This window comes from Actinospica sp., assembly GCF_035552695.1.
In the GTDB taxonomy this organism is placed as follows: domain Bacteria; phylum Actinomycetota; class Actinomycetes; order Streptomycetales; family Catenulisporaceae; genus Actinospica.
The window spans coordinates 1-5738 of record NZ_DASZKT010000144.1 but is presented as its reverse complement, the minus strand read 5'-3'; the positions used below and the strand labels follow the sequence as shown (position 1 = coordinate 5738).

Here is a 5738-nt window from a genome sequence, read left to right as displayed (position 1 = left end):
GACTTGCGGCAGGTCATCGAACTCTGCCACGTGATGCTCGACGAAGCCCCCTCCGACGACATCGTCATGGCACACGTCGAGCGCTGGGCGAAGGTGCTCGGCTTCGGCATCGCCGTCTACGCCCGCGACGACCGGCTGCTGGCCGCCTCCGCCAGAGCCGCGGACCCGAACTCGCTGCCCGCCGGAGACGCCGCCGTGGCCAGGGCCTCCGCCGAACTCGTCCCAATCGGCGACGGCCGCTGCGTCATCCCGATCCGCATCGGCCCGGACCACTACGGCACGCTCGTGCCCCGCCCGGCGGGACAGCTGACCGACCGCGACACCATGGTGCTGCGACTCGCGGTCCGCATCATCGCGGCCTGCATCGGCAGAGGCCCCGGCCAACCACACGGCGGTGGAGACCGGCAGCGCGATGCCCTGCTCGCCCAGCTCCTGCGCTCCGACGCGCCGACACCGTCGCGCTCCGTCCTGGCCCGGCTTCGCGAACTGGCATCGACCGCGACGCCCCGCACCTCATCATCATCGCGCGCACCGAAGCAGGGCCGCGCAGCAAGGCCGAGCCGTGGGCCGAGTTCTACGCCAGCCGCGTCAACGGCCTCTACCTGGCCCGCGCCGAGGACATCACCCTGCTGATCCCCGGCCGCGCAGCCGAGTCGGTCGCGAACTCCGTCCGCGAGGAACTGACCGCCGCGCTGCGCTCCCCGGTCACCGTCGGCGTCGGCGGCCCCGCGAGCAAGCTCGGCGAGCCGGTCCGTGCCGCGTTCGCCGAGGCCCGGCGCTGCCTGTCCGCCATGGTCACCCTCGGCATGATCGGCCGCTCAGCCGTCCCCGGCAAACTCGGCTTCCTAGGCCTCCTGCTGGCCGGCGGCCGCGACGTCCCCCAACTCGTCGGCTCGGTAGTCGGCCCCGTCTTCGACTACGACGAACAGCGTTCCGGCGCCCTCGTCGAGACCCGCGACGCCTACTTCGAGTCCGGCAGCAATGCCACCGCCGCCGCCAAGGTCCTGCACGTCCACCCCAACACCGTCTCGCGCCGACTGGACCGCATCAGCGAACTGCTCGGCCCCGACTGGCAGTATCCCCAACGCATGCTCGAGATACAGGTCGCCCTCCAACTCGCCCGCATGCGCGGCGGCCTCTCCGACGACCCCGACTCCGTCCCCAGCGAGTCGGTCGGCACCTGATTTCGAACGCGGCCGCACTAGCATGAATGACGTGGTGGACGCGCCAGATGATCACCCCACGCAGGAACCGCCCGTGCCGGACCCGAGGCTAACCCGACTCGACCGGCTGCGTGACTCGCCCGCGTGGAGTTTCGAAGGACCGATAGGCGGGCTCGGAGCGGCGACGGTCGCGGGCTTCGACCCGGTCGGCCAGGTCTTCGGCACCACCGTGGCGTACCTCGGCCCTCCCGGCCTCGGCCACTGCTTCGTACCCGGCACCGGCTCCGGCCGCCGTGCCGCGCTCACCAGCGCCGACCCGTACAATCCGCTGCTCGAGAAGCTCGTCGCGGCGCGCGTGCTCGCACTCGACCGCGCAGTGGCGGAATGCCAGGCGCTCGGCGGCGACGGGATCATCGGGATGCGGCTGAGCGTCGCGAACTTCTTCACGAACACCGTGGAGTTCACCGTCGAGGGCACCGCAGTCCGGGCACGCTCGACGACCCGACCGCACACACCGTTCACCACCCACGTCTCGGGACAGGACCTCGTGACCCTCCTGCGCTCCGGCTGGGTGCCGTTCTCGCTGGTCTTCGGCATGGCGATCGCCGCCTGCCACTTCGACGACACCATGTTCCAGCAGACCAGGCGCGGCGTAGGCGCCGCCGCGAACCGCGAAGTGTCCGGCTACACCCGTATCGTCAACGACGCTCGCCGGCAAGCCCGCAGAACGCTGGAGCACGCCGTCCGCGAACGGGGCGGCGAAGGCGCCGTCCTCCACGACACGACGCTCCACCTCAGCGAACGCGAATGCCCCTTGACCGAGCAGCGCACCGACTACCTCGCCGAAGCCACAATCCTCGGATCAGCCATCATCCCGCTCGAGCGATCCGCCCAAGCCCCGCAGCCGTCGCCGCTAACCATCATGCGCCTCGACCACCGCCCCGAAAACAAGGCAGCCCCCGAGCCCGAACCGAACACCATCCCGACCCCGAGCCTCGGCGACCGCGCATTCGCATACTGGTCCACCCGCCGACTCAAGCCATAAAGCGCGACAGCGACCGCAGCGTCGTGAACGCCGCCCTCCCCGCGCACCCGTCACGACCGGCGGTTTGCCCGGCGTCCGGTCCACCGGCGTCGGAGGCCCACGGTACCGTCAGCCCATGACGACAACCGTCCGCCTAGCTGGCGTTTCCCTCGACACGGACGACCCGCACCGCCTCGCGGACTTCTATCAGCGGCTGCTGGACTTGGAAGTCTTCCTGGACGCCGACGACGTCGTAGCGCTCAAGGGCGCAGGCTTCCTGCTGACCACCCAGCGCGTGGAAGGACACTCGCCACCGAGCTGGCCGACCGGGCCCACGCCCAAGCAGATGCATCTAGACATCGCCGTCGCCGACCTAGACGAAGCCGAGCACCTCGCACTCTCCCTCGGCGCGACCCGGTCGCCGCACCAGCCTTCGCCGCACGAGTGGCGCGTACTGATAGACCCCGCCGGCCACCCGTTCTGCCTCACAACCCAGCCCCCGCTAGACCTAGGCTGAAAGCTCGTATTACGGACGCGAGGAGTTGAGCAACGCAGCCCCGCCCGGTCGTTGGTTCGTGCGCCCGCTCGACGACGACTTCGCGAACGGCCAATCCGACTTGGACGGAGGTGTGGCCACAGATGGGCGAGACCGATCCGCACATCCACGTCGAGCAGAGGGAGCTGAGGGCTGGCCCCGATATCCGTAACCTGATGTCGTCCGTGCTGGGCCGTGTGCCGGACATGCCGAGCGTCATCACCACCGGTTGCGGCCTGAATGTGCCCTACGCGATGACCTCTCCTCGTCCGGAGAGCGTGACGTGCCTCGCCTGTCGAGAGCACGCATGCCGGGAGTACCGGGCGTTCACTGAACAGGTCGAGCGCCTACGTTCGTTGCCTGGCATGAATGTCACCGCCAGCCAGATGGCCAGCGCCGGCCAGCGCCGTGGAACGGCTCCGGGATCTGGCGAAGAGGTTTTCCGGCCAAACGGAATAACGGCGAGAGGATTGACAATTTCTCTCGTTCGTCCGCCCTATTGCTGTGAGCCCTCCACCGCGTCGACGAGCCTCAGGGCCGCCCGGGCCGAGGCAGCTAGCTCAGAGTCGCCCGAGGTCTCCCGCGCGGCGAGCGTCAGGTTGAAGTAGCTCCGGGCCTCGGCGGTGCGGCCTTCGTCCAGTCGCTGCTTTCCAAGGTGCTGCCAGGCGTAGGCGAGGAGCTCGGGCGCGGTGGCCTCCGCAATCCCGAGCGCCGCCTGGTAGTGCGGTTCCGCGGCTGACAAGTCGCCGCCGTAGCGATGCGCGTCGCCCATGTTGATATGAATCGCCGCTGCTCGCGCGGTCTCTCCGTCGTGCTCGCACATCGCGAGTGCCGCCCGCAGCACCCTCAGCGCCTCCGAGTGCCGCCCCAAGACGAGCAGCCCTACGCCGAGTTGTCGCATGCGCCGCGAATCTTCGGTCTCGCCGGACAGCGAGTCCACCAACTGTTCCAGCGCCGCGCGGTCCCGCGGCACCATCCGCCCCCGCCCATCGAGGCTGATGAGATCGTGCATTTCACTCCAGCTTCTTCGGCGGGTCGCAGTCGCACCTTATGGTGGACTCACGTGTCAGCCCTCAACGATAGTGTCCTGGCATGACTCCTGAGCTCCTCGAAAGGCTGGGCCCGTTTCGCGAAGAGGCTGTGCGGCGCGGAATTCCGTCCGCTGACGTCGACCAGTGGATCTCGTCCACCGTCCGTCCGTGCGCGACGCTGTCAACCGGCGGGAACGGATCGATCGTGGGACAGTTGGGCGGCCCGCTAGCCCTTCCCGCAGACATATCGGATCCCGAGTTCCCCCTCGTCGCCTCCATCGATTGCGCCGCGATACCCGAGCACGCCACCGATATCCCGCTACCCGCGGACGGCCGCCTGCTGCTGTTCGGATATCCCGACGACGACAGCATGTGGGGCGCGGGCGGAGGCAGCGTGGTGTACGTACCTCACGGCGCCGCAGTCGAGACGCGGAAGCAAGAATCCTGGTACACGAGCGACCCGGACGCCCAGCGGATCACGGACCAGTACGCACAGGGCGAACTGAGCCTGACCCCGGACATCTGCCTCCCGTTCTATGGTTGCGTGGACCTACCCGAGCCCCCCTTCGGCAAGCCGCTGCCCGGCCATCCGCGCTCCGAAGAGCTGTGCGACGCGTGGATCTGCACTGCCGACCAAATTCTGCGCGGTGGAGTGCTGCAAATCGGCGGATACGCCTGCGACGAGTACCAGGGTTCCGATGTTCCACTACTGTCATCCACGGTGGACAACCCCGAGGGCTGGGTACTGCTCGCCGAATGGCGCCCCCAGATCGAGGGCAGGGAAGGCGCCACCATCCACTGGGGAATCCGTCGGCAGGACCTTGCCGCACTGCGTTTCGACGAGGTGAGCGTAAACGTGTTCTGGAACCCCTGACGCGGGACACCCCAATCCGCATTCCCGGTGATATTCCCCATTGCCGTCCGTGCTCGTCGGGGCCCAAGAATATTCTGAGAATTTCTCCTGGGATCCCATGATTTCGCACTCTTTGTCACCCCACTGATCTATACTTTAAGTATCAGATCGAACACTCTAAGTGCCATGTGGGTGGGTTTTCCGTGAATGGTTTGGTGGAGGTGCTGCGGGAGCAGCGGGGGTTGTTGGTTGAGTTGGACGCGCGTCGGGATCAGGTCATCGCGACGGCGCTGGAGGCGGCGCGGAGTTTGGATGCTTCTGATCGTGATGCTGCGGTCGAGCTGCTGGAGGTGGCGGAGGCGGTAGGTCGGCGGGGTCAGGCTGATCACGGGCGGCTGGTGCTGCTGTTGGCGCAGGCCGATCGGGTCAAGGCGGCGCGTGGTGGCGTGAAGGCGTGGGTGGCGACGCGTCTCGATGTCAGTGATGGTCGGGCCAGGGACCTCGCGCAGGCCGCGCGTAGGATCGGCGCGGTCCAGGAACTGGCGGAGCCGCTGTCTTCAGGGGAGATCGGGCCGGGCACGGTCAGTGTGCTGTCCCGGGCGGCGAAGGCGGTCAACGGTACGGGCCTCGACAAGCCCGCCGCCCTGACCGCGATGCTGGAGACCGCTCGTTCCGAGGGTGTGACGGCGGCGGCGAAGCAGGTGCGTGTCCTGGAGCACACGCTGGATCCCGGTTCCGGTGAGGAGATCATCGCCCGGCAGCGGGCCCGCTCCTTCTTCCGAGTCATCGAGCTCGAGGATGGGCTGTGCCGGTTCGAGATTCTGCTCGACGCGGTCCGTGCCGCCGTGTTGCGTAGTGCGGTGGATCAGCAGGCGGCGGATTGGATTCGGCGGGCGCAGTTCGATGGTGCGCAGCCGTTGCCGGAGGATGTGCGGAGTGTTGAGCAGATTAATGCGCAGGCGGTCACGCGTCTTGCGGAGGTGTTTCTTACCGCGCCGGGCGGGGTGCGTGGGGTGAGTTTCACGCCGTCGGTGTTGTTTTTCGCATCACTGAGCGCGACCGGGGACGATCCTCTCGCCGAATCGGCGTATGGCACCGTCGTGCCTCGTTCGGTCATGAATGCCGGAGCGCA

The 5738-nt window shown here is 68.0% G+C and carries 7 protein-coding genes; 6 read left to right on the top strand and 1 reads right to left on the bottom strand.

What is annotated here, in order from left to right; genetic code table 11:
- From VG296_RS18165 to VG296_RS18150, 4 genes are all read left to right on the top strand, one after another.
- Positions 1–633: hypothetical protein (locus tag VG296_RS18165; RefSeq protein ID WP_325567069.1), on the top strand; the 633-nt coding region annotated here is incomplete at its 5' end.
- The gene (locus VG296_RS33250; protein WP_414641109.1) at positions 516–1184 is read left to right on the top strand and encodes a PucR family transcriptional regulator; all 669 of its coding nucleotides are present in this window, start codon (positions 516–518) and stop codon (positions 1182–1184) included. The genes VG296_RS18165 and VG296_RS33250, both read left to right, overlap by 118 nt.
- Positions 1185–1215: 31 nt before the next feature.
- Positions 1216–2208 carry a heavy metal-binding domain-containing protein gene (locus VG296_RS18155; RefSeq protein WP_325567065.1) on the top strand — a complete coding sequence of 331 codons (993 nt, stop codon included), beginning with the start codon at positions 1216–1218 and terminating at the stop codon, positions 2206–2208.
- Between the two features lie 115 nt (positions 2209–2323).
- Positions 2324–2704: a VOC family protein gene (locus tag VG296_RS18150; RefSeq protein ID WP_325567063.1), complete on the top strand. Its 381-nt coding sequence runs from the start codon at positions 2324–2326 to the stop codon at positions 2702–2704.
- 514 nt (positions 2705–3218) lie between these two features.
- On the opposite strand, the gene VG296_RS18145 is transcribed toward VG296_RS18150, so the two are convergent.
- Positions 3219–3734, bottom strand: coding sequence for a tetratricopeptide repeat protein (locus tag VG296_RS18145; RefSeq protein ID WP_325567061.1), 516 nt, complete (start codon positions 3732–3734; stop codon positions 3219–3221).
- Between the two features lie 224 nt (positions 3735–3958).
- Between VG296_RS18145 and VG296_RS18140 the strand changes: the two genes are divergently transcribed.
- Both VG296_RS18140 and VG296_RS18135 read left to right on the top strand, forming a co-directional pair.
- Positions 3959–4627 carry a DUF1963 domain-containing protein gene (locus VG296_RS18140; protein ID WP_325567059.1) on the top strand — a complete coding sequence of 223 codons (669 nt, stop codon included), beginning with the start codon at positions 3959–3961 and terminating at the stop codon, positions 4625–4627.
- A gap of 182 nt (positions 4628–4809) precedes the next feature.
- Positions 4810–5738: DUF222 domain-containing protein (locus VG296_RS18135; RefSeq protein WP_325567057.1), on the top strand; the 929-nt coding region annotated here is incomplete at its 3' end.